The sequence below is a fragment of the Lutibacter sp. Hel_I_33_5 genome, assembly GCF_007827455.1.
GTDB lineage: Bacteria > Bacteroidota > Bacteroidia > Flavobacteriales > Flavobacteriaceae > Polaribacter.
The window spans coordinates 907,501-920,415 of the sequence record NZ_VISM01000001.1 but is presented as its reverse complement, the minus strand read 5'-3'; the positions used below and the strand labels follow the sequence as shown (position 1 = coordinate 920,415).

Annotated in this window: 14 protein-coding genes (1 of these 14 only partly in view); 8 read left to right on the top strand and 6 right to left on the bottom strand. The window is 30.1% G+C overall.

All coding sequences use genetic code 11. The features are described 5' to 3' along the window. Positions 1 to 27: 27 nt before the first annotated feature. From OD91_RS03955 to OD91_RS03940, 4 genes are all read left to right on the top strand, one after another. Positions 28 to 972, top strand: coding sequence for a phosphoribosylaminoimidazolesuccinocarboxamide synthase (locus OD91_RS03955; RefSeq protein ID WP_144895095.1), 945 nt, complete (start codon positions 28 to 30; stop codon positions 970 to 972). 4 nt (positions 973 to 976) lie between these two features. Further along, complete coding sequence (locus tag OD91_RS03950) at positions 977 to 1,471, top strand: hypothetical protein (protein ID WP_144895094.1); 495 nt, start codon at positions 977 to 979, stop codon at positions 1,469 to 1,471. Positions 1,472 to 1,541: 70 nt separating this feature from the next. Next, positions 1,542 to 2,729, top strand: coding sequence for an enoyl-ACP reductase FabV (gene fabV, locus OD91_RS03945; RefSeq protein ID WP_144895093.1), 1,188 nt, complete (start codon positions 1,542 to 1,544; stop codon positions 2,727 to 2,729). A 108-nt stretch (positions 2,730 to 2,837) separates the two neighbouring features. Then, positions 2,838 to 3,317 carry a hypothetical protein gene (locus OD91_RS03940; RefSeq protein WP_144895092.1) on the top strand — a complete coding sequence of 160 codons (480 nt, stop codon included), beginning with the start codon at positions 2,838 to 2,840 and terminating at the stop codon, positions 3,315 to 3,317. A gap of 5 nt (positions 3,318 to 3,322) precedes the next feature. Here the strand turns inward: OD91_RS03940 and OD91_RS03935 are convergent, their stop codons facing one another. Both OD91_RS03935 and OD91_RS03930 read right to left on the bottom strand, forming a co-directional pair. Further along, a complete protein-coding gene (locus OD91_RS03935) occupies positions 3,323 to 4,135 on the bottom strand; it encodes a TerC family protein (protein ID WP_144895091.1) in 813 nt (270 codons plus the stop codon). A 268-nt stretch (positions 4,136 to 4,403) separates the two neighbouring features. Beyond that, positions 4,404 to 5,183: a sulfite exporter TauE/SafE family protein gene (locus tag OD91_RS03930; RefSeq protein ID WP_144895090.1), complete on the bottom strand. Its 780-nt coding sequence runs from the start codon at positions 5,181 to 5,183 to the stop codon at positions 4,404 to 4,406. Positions 5,184 to 5,256: 73 nt separating this feature from the next. Here OD91_RS03930 and OD91_RS03925 point away from each other — a divergent pair, with 73 nt between their 5' ends. The 3 genes from OD91_RS03925 (at position 5,257) to OD91_RS03915 (ending at position 8,063) form a co-directional block, all read left to right on the top strand. Beyond that, positions 5,257 to 5,511: a DUF4212 domain-containing protein gene (locus OD91_RS03925; protein WP_144895089.1), complete on the top strand. Its 255-nt coding sequence runs from the start codon at positions 5,257 to 5,259 to the stop codon at positions 5,509 to 5,511. 11 nt (positions 5,512 to 5,522) lie between these two features. Then, positions 5,523 to 7,211 (top strand): sodium:solute symporter family protein, encoded by a 1,689-nt coding sequence (locus tag OD91_RS03920; RefSeq protein ID WP_144895088.1) that lies wholly within the window; start codon positions 5,523 to 5,525, stop codon positions 7,209 to 7,211. Between the two features lie 111 nt (positions 7,212 to 7,322). After that, positions 7,323 to 8,063: a DUF6503 family protein gene (locus OD91_RS03915; protein WP_144895087.1), complete on the top strand. Its 741-nt coding sequence runs from the start codon at positions 7,323 to 7,325 to the stop codon at positions 8,061 to 8,063. On the opposite strand, the gene OD91_RS03910 is transcribed toward OD91_RS03915, so the two are convergent. Continuing rightward, positions 8,018 to 8,620: an NUDIX domain-containing protein gene (locus OD91_RS03910; RefSeq protein ID WP_370511738.1), complete on the bottom strand. Its 603-nt coding sequence runs from the start codon at positions 8,618 to 8,620 to the stop codon at positions 8,018 to 8,020. The two genes, OD91_RS03915 and OD91_RS03910, sit on opposite strands and share 46 nt — an antisense overlap. A 5-nt stretch (positions 8,621 to 8,625) precedes the next feature. Beyond that, entirely contained in the window at positions 8,626 to 9,711 is a 1,086-nt protein-coding gene (locus OD91_RS03905) for a M42 family metallopeptidase (RefSeq protein ID WP_144895086.1), read from the bottom strand. Between the two features lie 113 nt (positions 9,712 to 9,824). Here OD91_RS03905 and OD91_RS03900 point away from each other — a divergent pair, with 113 nt between their 5' ends. Further along, positions 9,825 to 10,556 (top strand): DUF4294 domain-containing protein, encoded by a 732-nt coding sequence (locus OD91_RS03900; RefSeq protein WP_144895085.1) that lies wholly within the window; start codon positions 9,825 to 9,827, stop codon positions 10,554 to 10,556. Positions 10,557 to 10,592: 36 nt separating this feature from the next. On the opposite strand, the gene OD91_RS03895 is transcribed toward OD91_RS03900, so the two are convergent. Both OD91_RS03895 and OD91_RS03890 read right to left on the bottom strand, forming a co-directional pair. Next, positions 10,593 to 12,065 carry a DUF5723 family protein gene (locus OD91_RS03895; RefSeq protein ID WP_144895084.1) on the bottom strand — a complete coding sequence of 491 codons (1,473 nt, stop codon included), beginning with the start codon at positions 12,063 to 12,065 and terminating at the stop codon, positions 10,593 to 10,595. A 10-nt stretch (positions 12,066 to 12,075) separates the two neighbouring features. After that, positions 12,076 to 12,915, bottom strand: the 3' portion of a protein-coding gene (locus OD91_RS03890; RefSeq protein WP_144895083.1) for a hypothetical protein. It continues 822 nt past the right edge of the window; the window shows 840 of its 1,662 coding nt (coding positions 823-1,662); the start codon falls outside the window, past its right edge — the gene reads right to left on this strand; the stop codon is at positions 12,076 to 12,078.

Sequence of the window (12,915 nt, the reverse complement as noted above, 5' to 3'; positions counted from 1 at the left end):
TTTGCATCAACAACAACACAATAAAAAATGAATATAATTAACGAAACTAATTTTCAGTTTCCAAAGCAAAAATCTGTTTACAAAGGGAAAGTAAGAGAGGTTTACAACATCAATGATGAATTATTGGTGATGATTGCTTCTGATAGATTGTCTGCTTTTGATGTGATTTTACCACGTCAAATTCCGTTTAAAGGACAGATTTTAAATCAGATTGCTACTAAAATGATGAATGAAACTTCTGATATTGTTCCTAATTGGTTAATTGCGAATCCTGATGAAAATGTAGCTGTTGGTCATTTATGTGAACCTTTTAAAGTAGAAATGGTTATTCGTGGTTACATGTCTGGACATGCAGCACGTGAATATAAAGTTGGTAAAAGAGTTTTATGCGGCGTTGCAATGGCAGAAAGCTTAAAAGAGAATGACCAATTTCCAAATCCAATCATTACACCTTCAACTAAAGCTGATAACGGAGAGCATGATGAAGATATTTCTAGAGAAGATATTCTTAAAAAAGGTATTGTTTCTGAAGAAGATTATGTAATTTTAGAAGATTATACAAGAAAATTATTTACTAGAGGAACTGAAATTGCAGCAAAAAGAGGATTAATTTTAGTAGATACAAAATATGAATTTGGTAAAACCAAAGACGGTAAAATTGTATTGATTGATGAAATACATACGCCAGATTCTTCTCGTTATTTTTATGCAGATGGATATGAAGAAAGACAAGAAAAAGGTGAAGCACAAAAGCAATTATCTAAAGAGTTTGTGCGTCAATGGTTAATAGAGAATGGTTTTCAAGGAAAAGACGGACAACAAATCCCTGAAATGTCTGATGATAAAATTATAGAAATCTCTAATAGATATATAGAATTATATGAACAAATTACTGGTGAAACATTTGTTAAAGCTTCAACAGAAAATGTATTAGAACGTATTGAAAAAAATGTAAATTCATTTTTAACCTAAAAAAATGCTGAAAAAAATATTTTTATTACTATTCATTTTTACGATTATACCAGTTAGTAGTCAATTAATTAATAGTTATAAAAATATAACTGAAAAGCATGTTAAAATAAGTGGGTCAAAAATTGCTTTAATACCACCAAATAATTTTTCACAAAGTAAAGATTTTAGCGGTTTTCAACATGAGAATAAAAATAATTCAAAGATTTTTTTAACAGCTATACCCGAATCGCTTAGTAATACTTATAGTGGTTTAAACGCAAGAAACTTAGTTGAAAGTGGATTAAAGACTGTTTTAAAAAAAGAAGTTATTGTAAATGATTTAAAGGGGTATCTATATAACTTAGAACAAAAAGTAAGCGAATTAACATTTTCTAAAACAATCTTAATTTTTGGAAATACATCAAAAACTACTATGATTACAGGCATAAACTTAAAAGACTCACCAGAAACAAGTAAATCGATCAAAGAAAGTATTTTATCGGTTTTTGTCAAAAATTAAATAACAACTATCTTAAATAAAGTATACAAGTAAAAGTTTTAATAAAACTTTTAAAGAAAAACAAACAACAATGATTATAGAACCAAGAACAAGAGGATTTATTTGTTTAACAGCACACCCAACAGGTTGTGAGCAAAATGTGATTAATCAAATAGAATATGTAAAATCTAAAGGAGCTATTAATGGCGCAAAAAAAGTGCTAGTAATTGGTTCTTCTACAGGATTTGGTTTAGCATCAAGAATTTCTAGTGCATTTGGTTCAGAAGCAGCAACAATTGGTGTCTTTTTTGACAAACCTTCTTCGCCAGGAAGAACAGGTTCAGCAGGGTATTATAATACTGCAGCTTTCGAAAAACATGCTCATAAATCTGGACTGTATGCAAAAAGTATTAATGGAGATGCATTTTCGAATGAGATAAAACGCAAAACGTTAGATCTGATAAAAGAAGATTTAGGGCAAATCGATTTAGTAATTTATAGTTTAGCATCACCAGTAAGAACGCATCCAGAAAGTGGTGTTCGTTATAAATCAGTTTTAAAACCAATTGGAGGCGTTTTTTCAAATAAAACGGTAGATTTTCATACAGGAAATGTATCTGAAATTTCTATTAATCCTGCTGAAGACGACGATATATCTAACACTGTTGCTGTAATGGGGGGCGAAGATTGGAAAATGTGGATGGATGCTTTACAATCAGAAAACTTATTATCAGAAGGAGCAACAACTGTGGCGTATTCATATATTGGCCCTTCTTTAACAGAAGCAGTTTATAGAAAAGGTACAATTGGCGCAGCAAAAGATCATTTAGAAGCAACTGCTTTTACAATTACTGATGATTTAAAATCGATAGGAGGAAAGGCATATGTTTCAGTAAATAAAGCTTTAGTAACTCAAGCCAGTTCTGCAATACCTGTAATTCCTTTATATATTTCTTTATTATACAAAATAATGAAAGCCAAAGGAATTCACGAAGGTTGTATAGAGCAAATTCAACGTTTGTATAGTGAGCGTTTATTTGGTGGAGATTTATCTTTAGATGATAAAGGAAGAATTAGAATTGATGATTGGGAAATGAGAGATGATGTACAAGCTGAAGTTGCCAAGTTATGGGAAACCGCGTCTACAGAAAATTTATCTGAAATAGGGGATTTAAAAGGATATAGTGACGATTTCTTTAATCTTTTTGGATTTAAAGTCGATGGAGTTGATTATAATGCTGAGGTAGATGAAATGGTTTTAATTGCAAGTGAACAATAGTGACTTTGTCATTCCTGCGAAAGTGGTAATCTTTTTATAGTGTTATAACTTAAGAGATTCCTACTTTCGAAGGAATGACAGTTATGAAGAAAAATATTCATAAAATAAATGAAAGCAGTTTCTTTAAAACAACTTAAGGACGAATTAACTCATAAATCTGCAGCTGAGTTAAAAGAGTTGTGTTTGCATTTATCAAAATTCAAAAAAGAGAATAAAGAATTACTTACCTATTTATTGTTCGAATCTCATGATGAAGAGCGGTATATTTTATCTGTAAAAGAACATGTTGACGTGTTATTCACAGAAATTAATACAAAGAGTTATTTCTATATCAGGAAAAGTGTACGTAAAATATTAACACTTACTAAAAAGTACATTCGATATTCTAAAAAGAAGGAAACAGAAGTTGAATTGTTACTTCATTTTTGTGCAAAATTAAAAGAATTTAAACCTTCAATAAAAAGAAGTCCAAGGTTACAAAATACATTTGATAGGCAAATTATTTTAATCAAAAAAGCAATCTCAACATTGCATGAAGATTTGCAATACGATTATCAATTAGAGATAGAAAACCTGCTAGAAACTTAGTTGTTTTATTCTTTTTTAGAAGCAGCTTTATTCTGTGCTAATAATTTCTTTTGATATTTACCTTGTACAACATCTACAATTACTAAGACTGCTAGTACAAAATAGAACGTAGTTTTACTCATTGGTACTATTTCGTTTCCAAAAAGTTTTATATGCGCTAAATGCCCGCCCTCGGTAACTAACATAATTCCAACGATAAAAAGAATAAATAAACCTAGAACTTCATACATTCTATTTTTAGCTAAGAAAGTAGAAATTTTATCAGCTAAAATCAACATTAGTAATCCACTTACAACAATAGCAATTGCCATGATAATAAAAGCAGTTGTAGAGTTTTCTATATCACTAGTTAAACCGATTGCTGCTAAAATAGAATCAAAAGAAAAAACTAAATTCATGATAACAATACTGGTAATCACTGCATTTGAAGATTTAGAACGTTTAGAATTTCCTTCTATATCATCATTTAAATCGTGAGTAGAAATCATGTGCCAAATCTCTTTAATAGCAGTGTAAATAATAAATCCACCACCTAAAAGAACAATTATACTATGACCGTTAAAAGCAAAATGAATGATATTTTCTATACCACCAGATAATAAAGCAAAAGGTTCTTGAAAAAACTCAATGATGGAAACTAAAACAAATAACAAAACAATTCTTAAAATGATAGCAATTAGAATTCCTACTTTTCTAACTCTTTTTTGATCTTTTTCTGGTGCTTTTTTAGATTCTAAAGAAATGTATAATAGATTATCGAAACCTAAAACGGCTTGTAAAAGCACTAACATTAAAAGAGTGAAAATATTTGTTAACATGATTTGTTGTTGATTATTTTATTTCAATGCCAAATATATTTAAAGAAATTAAATGTATCTATTTTTTTTAAACTAATTCCTTTTGATTTTAAGAGTATAAAATTGGTGCTTTTAAGTGTGTAAAAATAAAAAACCGCCGTAAACAGCGGTTTTATAGTCAACCAAAACATCTAATAAAATGTAATTTTTTTGTATATTCATTTGTAGGGAACATAGAATTACATCTATTATAAATCAAACTTAATGATAAAAAGTTGAAAACAAAAATCTAAAAGATACTTTTTAACAGTATTTTTAAACTAACCAAAGCAATTAGAATAGCTGTTGCTTTTTTTAGTTGAATTGGACTTAAGTAATTATTACTTAATTTATTACCAATTTGTCCACCAATAAAAACGGTAACTAGCAAAATTGTTGTTAGATTCCAATCAATATAAAAATCTGCATTATTATACTGTCCAATTAATCCAGCAATAGAATTTACCAGAATAAAAAAACTAGCCGTAGCTGCTATTTTTTTTGGAGTATCCCAATTTGTTAAATGAAGAATTGGAGCTAAGAAAATTCCTCCACCAATACCAACCATTCCAGAAATAAATCCTATGATTCCACCATAAGATATGTTTTTTACTGAGTTAGTAGTTGTTTTTTTTTCTTTGGATGAAACAAAGCGCTTAGAAATCCACATAGAAACTGCTGCAAATAAAAGCGTAAACCCTAAAAGAATAAAAAAGAAAGATTGACTAATCTTTAGATATCCGCCTAAAAAAGCAAACGGAATACTAAAAGCTACTAAAGGAATTGTTTTTTTTAAATTAATTTTTTTCTGTTGATGAAATAAAAAAACATTGCCAGAAACTACAGCAATATTACACAGAAGAGCAGTTGCTCTAATTTGAGTAAATGCAATGGTTGTCAAAGCTAAAATAGCTAGGTAACTAGAGCCGCCACCAAAACCAACAGAAGAATATAATATTGCTACAATAAAAAATAAGGCAATAATGTGCCAATAATTTATGAGTGATTCTAATAATAAATGGATCTCCAATTAGATGGTTTTTTAGAATTTAAAAATAGACAAATAAATCTTTATCTTGCAGTTCAACTTTAACCAATTTAAAATGTCTACTAAAAATAGTGCTACTTATTGGAAGCGAAATTTAAAATATTTAGCCATACTTTTAAGTATTTGGTTTTTAGTCTCTTTTGTTTTCGGAATTTTACTTGTTGAACAATTAAATACCATTAGAATTGGAGGATTTAAGCTTGGGTTTTGGTTTGCTCAGCAAGGCTCTATTTATGTATTTGTAATATTGATATTTGTGTATATCAGATTAATGAATCGTTTGGATAAAAAACATGGTTTTAACGAATAAAATTTAAAAATATGAGTATTCAAACTTGGACATGGATTTTAGTTGGTATCACCTTTGCATTGTATATTGGAATTGCAATTTGGTCTAGAGCAGGCTCTACAAAAGAATTTTATGTTGCTGGTGGTGGAGTCTCTCCATTAGCCAACGGGTTAGCAACTGCAGCTGACTGGATGTCAGCAGCTTCCTTTATTTCTATGGCGGGTATTATTTCTTTTGATGGATATGATGGATCTGTATATTTAATGGGGTGGACAGGCGGCTATGTTTTATTAGCATTATTGTTAGCGCCATATTTAAGAAAGTTTGGAAAATTTACAGTACCCGATTTTATTGGAGACCGATATTATTCTAATACTGCAAGAAGTGTTGCTGTATTTTGTGCATTGCTAGTGTCATTTACATACGTAGCTGGACAAATGCGAGGAGTAGGTTTGGTATTTTCTCGTTTTTTAGAGGTTGATATAAATACAGGTGTAATTATTGGAATGATTATCGTTTTGTTTTATGCTGTACTTGGCGGAATGAAAGGAATCACCTATACACAAGTTGCACAATATTGCGTGTTGATTTTTGCGTTTATGGTGCCAGCAATTTTTATTTCTATTCAAATGACAGGAAATCCAATTCCGCAATTAGGTTTTGGAGGTGTTGATGAAAACGGAATTTATTTACTTGATAAATTAGACGGATTACAAAAAGAACTAGGGTTTCATGAATATACATCAGGTAGTAAATCTACATTAGATGTCTTTTTTATTACTGCAGCCTTAATGGTTGGTACAGCAGGGTTACCACATGTAATTGTAAGATTTTTTACGGTAAAAAAAGTTGCTGATGCACGTAAATCAGCAGGTTGGGCGCTCTTATTTATTGCAATATTATATACTACAGCACCTGCAATAGCGGTTTTTTCTAGAACTAATTTAATAGAAACAGTAAGTAACAAAGAATATGCAACATTACCAGAATGGTTTAATAATTGGGAAACAACAGGTTTAATTAAGTTTGATGATAAAAATAAGGACGGAAAAGTACAATACCTCGCAGATACATCTAAAAACGAATTAACTGTAGATAGAGATATTATGGTATTAGCAAATCCAGAAATAGCAAGATTACCAAATTGGGTAATTGCTTTAGTTGCTGCTGGTGGTTTAGCAGCAGCATTATCTACAGCAGCTGGTTTGTTATTGGTAATCTCTTCGTCAGTTTCTCATGATTTAATTAAGAAAATGATAAACCCTAAAATCTCCGAAAAAGGTGAACTAATAGCTGCACGGTTGTCTGCAGTAGTTGCGGTTTGTGTTGCAGGATATTTTGGAATTAATCCACCAGATTTTGTAGCGGCAACAGTAGCATTAGCATTTGGTTTAGCAGCAGCCTCATTTTTTCCTGCGATTGTATTAGGAATTTTTAGCAAGCGTATGAATAAAGAAGGTGCGATCTCAGGAATGGTAGTAGGTATTTTACTAATGCTGTTTTATATGACTAAATTCAAATTTGATTGGTTTGGTGGTGGAACAAAAGAAGATTGGTGGTTTGGAATTTCACCAGAAGGTTTTGGTACAGTAGCAATGATGGTTAACTTTTTACTGTCAATAGTCGTGTCAAAATTTACACCAAATCCTAGTAGAGAAATTCAAGATATTGTAGAAAATATTAGAATTCCTAGTGGAGTAGGAGAAACTAACATGCATTAATGGAACCCATAATTATTAAAACTGGTACCAAGAAAATTTGTTTAAGGTGTTCTTTCTTTTATTTTTGTAAGGTTGTAATATGTTTTATGACATAAACCTAAATTAAGTCAAATGAAGAGGTTATTCGTATTGCTTTTAGTTACTGTTCTTTTTTCTTGTAAGAATGATACTAAGAAAGAGGTTAAAAAAGAAAATTTTCCAGAAGTACTGTCTAAAGTATTTACAAAACATGGTGGTTTAGATAATTGGAGAAATCAAAAGGTTATTTCTTTTAATAAAGGAGAAGAAGCTCATACAGTAGATTTAAATTCTAGAAAGACAACGATTCATTCGCCTGAGTATTCTTTGGGATATAATGGAAAAGAAGTATGGTTAATGCAGAAAGATTCTACTTCATTTAAAGGGAATAAAGGATTTTATTATAATTTATACTTTTATTTTTATGCGATGCCTTTTGTTTTAGCAGATGACGGAATCATTTATGAAGAAGTTACTCCAATAACATTTGAAGGAAAAGAATATCCAGGGTATAAGATTTCTTATAAAGCTAATGTTGGAACTTCACCGGATGACAATTACTTTGTCTATTATAATACAGAAACTTTTCAAATGGAATGGTTAGGGTATACAGTAACCTATTTTTCTAAGAAGGCAACTACAAAAGCAAATTTAATACGATATAACTCTTGGGAAAATGTAAATGGTTTTTTACTGCCAAAAGCAATTACTTGGTATAAAAAAGATGAGAATGGGCAACCGACAGAAACTTCAGGTAAACCAGTCGATTTTACCTTGCCATTGGTAAGTCAAGGGCAATTATCTGATTCTTTTTTCGAAAAACCAATGGAATAAATTTTATCGTAAATAAAATCATAATAATTATTAATATTTGACACCATGAAATTACCATGTTTTATGGTGTTTTTTAATATTGAAATATCAAATAATTGTAAATCATCAACTTCACCAGCCTGCATTGTTAAATTGGAAATAGGTTCAGTTAGTTTACAAATAAATATATTTTTAAACTCGTTATCTAAAATTCCGTTAGGATGAATAATCTCATCTTTTCTGTAACCTATTTTTATAAGTTGATTCTCTATAATATCTAGTCCAATTTCTTCTTTAGTTTCTCTTATTGCTGTATTTATTATAGATTCTCCAGCACCAATATGACCAGCTACGGAAACATCCCAAAGATTTGGAAAAACCTTTTTTACTGAAGCTCTTTTTTGTAATAATACTTTTTTATCATCAGTATAAAACCAAACATGGATGGTTGCATGAAATAAACCTTTTTTATGTGCTTCAGATTTTAAAGCTGTTTTTCCTGTTGATTTTCCTTCGGGAGTTAAAATGTCTAAGAATTCATCCATAGAAAAGAAAAATCCCGCAGAAGCGGGATTCAATAATTTTATTTAAAATATGAAAACGTTTCTCCTTCTTTAATATTTAGAAGTGTTTCGTAAATCATTTTAATAACATTCTCTACATCATCTCTATGAACCATTTCTACCGTTGTATGCATATAACGTAGCGGTAAAGAGATTAATGCAGAAGCTACACCACCATTGCTATATGCAAAAGCATCTGTGTCAGTTCCTGTAGCTCTAGAAAGTGCAGAACGTTGAAATGGAATCTTTTTTGCCTCAGCAGTTTCTGTAATTAAATCACGGAGTTTTTGTTGCACAGCAGGAGCATAGGCAACAACTGGTCCTTTACCAATTTCTAAATGACCAGCTTTCTTTTTATCAATCATAGGTGTAGTAGTGTCATGAGTAACATCAGTAACAATTGCAACATCTGGTTGAATTGTATTTGTTATCATTTCTGCACCTCGTAAACCAATTTCTTCTTGTACGGAGTTTGTAATGTATAATCCGAAAGGTAATTTTTTCTTATTCTCTTTTAATAAACGAGCAACTTCAGCAATCATAAATCCGCCCATTCTATTATCTAATGCTCTACAAACAAACTTATCTCCATTTAAAATATGAAATTCATCTGGATAGGTAATGACACAACCTACATGAACGCCTAATTTTTCGACTTCTTCTTTTGTTGAACATCCAGTATCGATAAAAATATTATCTGGTTTTGGTGGTTCCTCTTTTGCTCTATTTCTTGTATGGATTGCTGGCCAACCAAATACACCTTTTACAATTCCGTTTTTAGTATGAATATTAACCACTTTACTTGGTGCAATCTGATGATCTGAACCCCCGTTTCTAATCACGTAAATCAATCCGTTGTCAGAAATATAGTTTACATACCAAGAAATTTCATCAGCATGTCCTTCAATAACTACTTTATATTTTGCCTTTGGATTGATTACTCCAACAGCGGTTCCGTATGTGTCTGTAATAAAATCATCAACATAAGGTTTAAGATATTCCATCCAAATTTTCTGTCCTTCCCATTCATATCCTGTCGGAGCAGCATTATTTAGGTATTTTTCTAAAAATGTAAGCGATTTTTTATTTAAAATTGATTTTGCCATAATCTCGTTTTGTTTTCTGTAAAAATAGCAGGATTTTTAGTTTCAGTAAAGTTTTTGGTATTCTTTTTGAGTTCTTCAATTTAATTTACCTTTACAAACTTTAAAAAACACATTTGAAAAGAATTCTATACATATATATATTACTTATTTCGTTTATAACTTACGGACAAGTAAAAGATACGCTGCCTAACTTTCTTGATGGTTATTATTTGGTTGAAAAAGGAGATACGTTAACTATTAATCTAGAAGAGTTTTCTATTCTACCTAAACATAAGTTTGTTTATAAAGAAGATATTCGCTATTACTTATGGTTTAAAAGAAAGGTTTTTAAAGCATATCCATTCGCAAAACTAGCTTCACAAAGATTAGATTCTTTGAGTGTGCGATTAGGTAGAATTAAATCTAAGTCTAAAAAAAGAAAATATACTAAACGAATTCAAAAGTATGTTGAAGGTGAGTTTACAGATCAAATAAAAAAAATGACCAGAACGGAAGGTCGGATTTTAATTAAGTTAATTCATCGTCAAACAGGTAAAACAGCATTTACTAATATAAAACAGCTGAGAAGTGGTTGGAGAGCTTTTTGGTATAATTCTACAGCAAATATTTTTAAATTATCACTTAAAGATGAGTATCATCCAGAAAAAGTTAATGAGGATTATTTAATTGAAGATGTTTTGCAGCGAGCTTTTTTAGAAGAAATATTAGAATCGCAACAATCAAAGTTAGAGTTTGATTTCCCAAAAATCTCATCGCAAAGAAAGGGTGCAATAAATGTTGAAGAATATAAATTGATGTTTGCTAAATTGAGAAAAAAGAAGAAAAAGAGGAAGAAAAGAAATTAATCTTTTCTTCCTCTTAATTAATACAATATTAAAATCTTATTGTTTAGATACTGCTTTTTTACTTTCTTTTAGTTTTTGTTTAGCGGCTTTTTTTAAGGCTTTTTCTTTTTTCTTATTTTCCTTTTTAAGTTTTCTAGCTTCCTTTTTAGCTGCTTTTTCTATCTTTTTATTTTCTTTTTCTAATTTTTCTGCTTCTTTTTCAGCAAGAACCTCACTTTCATCTTTTATTACTTTTCCTTTACCTCTATAACCAAAAAGGAAATTTAGCCCTAAACGTGCATTACTAGCTGTAGTTTCTTCAATTTTACCAGAAATATTAGAAATATCATCAACTGCTGCATAAAGTTGTAAAAACCCTAACTGTAGCGCAAAGTTAGCACCAAAACCTCTAGAGCCTAATGTAACACCATAAGTTGATTTATTTAAAGCTCTATTGTATCCTAAAGCATAACTAGGCTTTACATCAATATAAGGATTGTTATTGCTGAAATAAGTTACTTGTAAAATGTTCTTTTCAGATAATTTATACTTTGCAGAAAGAAATGTTTTGGTTCCAATTTTAGTTTTATAGTTTTTACTAGTTTCGGTAGTTCCTAATACATTTCCAATAGTACTTTCTACTTCATCTAAGATGTCTCCACCAGCTTGTAAATCTACACCAGTAAAAACAGCACCTGTTGTGTCATTAATATTATAATTTTTTACATTTTCTGTCCATTCGATTGATCCCATGTCATTTATTGCTAATTCTAAGGTAAGTTTTTCGTTTAGTTGATAGCTAAAACCTAAATCCATTCCAAAGCCTTTATTTTTACCTAAAAATGATATGTTATCCGTATCAGCTAGTCCTGCAGTATTTACTGTAGAATTAGCAGATTTAAAGGTCCAGTGAGACGATGTTGGATCTATATCAAGTGAAAATTGTGCGTTGTTAGCTATTTCGCCATTAGCAATTCCACTTAAAGATTTTAATCTTATACCAATAGCAAGTTTGTCTTTAAGAAACTTTCTTGTATATCCAATACCGATTTCACTGTAAGCCATAAGCCCCATTCTTTCGTTTGATAAAGAAAAGTTGTTGTTAAACCCAGTAGCAAGTATATTTGTGAAATCCTTACTAATTTGCCAAGTTAAATTTGCTTTTGCATTTGCAAAAAATGAAATAGAACCTTTTTTTGTTTTTATACCTAGAGTAAAAAGGTTCAAAGCTATGTCTGTCGATAAAATATTTTTATCTTCTGCAACAGAATTTAGACTATCAAAATCCCATTTTGTCTTATTTCCACTTTCTACTAATAAATCATTCAATTTAATGCCAGAATTGATATCTAAACCTAAGTTAATAGGTGTTCCAAATGTTATTTTATATTTTGGAAGAAATACTGGTGAAACATTTTGTGTTTGTATTACGTAATCTTTTAAGTTGTAAAAAGATAAATATTCTTGTGCCTTTACACTTCCTGTTAAAACAAAAAACAATAGGCTTGTTGTATATATAATTTTTTTCATTGCTTTTGTTTTAATTGTTATTAGAAGTAATGTTAGCACCAACTTCTAAATTGATGGTAATATTTAATTCATCGCTACCTTTAACCATAACAGCTTTTTCTTGACCAGGAAGTTGAAGTGTAATATTTACATCGATGTTTTTAGCATTTGAGATATTATTAATTTCATCTTCCGTTAATTCAATTGCAAAGCTAGAAGAAACGGCTACTCCGTCTGATTCACCTGATTGATTTACATTTGCAGCTTTAAAAGCAGTAAGAGTTTCTGTGTGTACAATTTGATTTGCGCTATCTTTAAAGTTTAAAATTAAATCACCACCTAGTGGGATTTTATTTTCAACAGCAGCAGCTAATTTTAAAAAATTAAAATCCTTTATATCATCACCTGCATCAAACTCTATAGTTTTGTTTAGGCTTATTTTATCAAATCCAATTGATATTTCTGCATTAAATCCTGTATTTGTTGCTGCATAGAAATTTTTATTCGGAGTTACTGATGCGATAGGGTTTGCTTTACCAGAAACACCAAATTCAATAGAAGTTGGTTTAGCTTCTAATAAAGCCCCAATATTAGAATTATTTTTATCTAAAACTCTATTGGTTACTTTTTCATTATCTCCAAAATTTTCTACACCATCTATAATTATTGTGTTTGGCATAGATAGATCTCCTGTGTAAGTTAAATTTACTGAAGAATTAGCATTAGTTCCTTTAATAGGTGATAGGTCTAATCCGATTGGTAAGCCATAATCATTTTTAAAATTTAATGACATGGATACATTTTCAAAAGTTATTTCTCCATCATTAAAATTATCGAAAAAATCTCCTAAATCAATTGAATTTGAAGAAAA

Coding starts and splice junctions, on each gene's coding strand:
- OD91_RS03955 (WP_144895095.1), top strand. CDS start 28: ATGAATATAATTAACGAAACTAATTTTCAGTTTCCAAAGCAAAAATCT.
- OD91_RS03950 (WP_144895094.1), top strand. CDS start 977: ATGCTGAAAAAAATATTTTTATTACTATTCATTTTTACGATTATACCA.
- fabV (WP_144895093.1), top strand. CDS start 1,542: ATGATTATAGAACCAAGAACAAGAGGATTTATTTGTTTAACAGCACAC.
- OD91_RS03940 (WP_144895092.1), top strand. CDS start 2,838: ATGAAAGCAGTTTCTTTAAAACAACTTAAGGACGAATTAACTCATAAA.
- OD91_RS03935 (WP_144895091.1), bottom strand. CDS start 4,135: ATGTTAACAAATATTTTCACTCTTTTAATGTTAGTGCTTTTACAAGCC.
- OD91_RS03925 (WP_144895089.1), top strand. CDS start 5,257: ATGTCTACTAAAAATAGTGCTACTTATTGGAAGCGAAATTTAAAATAT.
- OD91_RS03920 (WP_144895088.1), top strand. CDS start 5,523: ATGAGTATTCAAACTTGGACATGGATTTTAGTTGGTATCACCTTTGCA.
- OD91_RS03915 (WP_144895087.1), top strand. CDS start 7,323: ATGAAGAGGTTATTCGTATTGCTTTTAGTTACTGTTCTTTTTTCTTGT.
- OD91_RS03905 (WP_144895086.1), bottom strand. CDS start 9,711: ATGGCAAAATCAATTTTAAATAAAAAATCGCTTACATTTTTAGAAAAA.
- OD91_RS03895 (WP_144895084.1), bottom strand. CDS start 12,065: ATGAAAAAAATTATATATACAACAAGCCTATTGTTTTTTGTTTTAACA.